Origin of the sequence: uncultured Algibacter sp., from assembly GCF_947495675.1 — a bacterium.
Classification (GTDB): Bacteria; Bacteroidota; Bacteroidia; order Flavobacteriales; family Flavobacteriaceae; genus Algibacter_B.
Genome location: NZ_CANLZX010000083.1, coordinates 1 through 251, shown reverse-complemented (window position 1 = coordinate 251; position 251 = coordinate 1). Strand labels below are relative to the sequence as shown.

1 protein-coding gene is annotated in these 251 nt (G+C 62.5%); it reads right to left on the bottom strand.

What is annotated here, in order from left to right; all coding sequences use genetic code 11:
* A partial coding sequence (locus Q0842_RS16190) for a PucC family protein (protein WP_298500554.1) occupies window positions 1-251 on the bottom strand: 251 nt, incomplete at both ends.

Genomic DNA, 251 nt, shown 5'->3' with positions numbered 1-251 from the left:
CGACGCCAAAGCCGATCATGGTAAAGCTGACAATCGCCAGCAAGATTGCTGCGATACCCGGACTGGCCATCATGATGGTGGCATCGACCGCGAGAACAGCACCCAATGCCAGGATCCCCAGGCCCCCGACAATCCATGGTGTCCGGCGGACAGCCTGGTCTGATTTGTGGCCCCATAGCGGCCGGCTCAACTGAACCGCATAGTGCCAGGCCACCAGCGCGGCGGGGATCGCGGCGGCGGTGGAATATTCC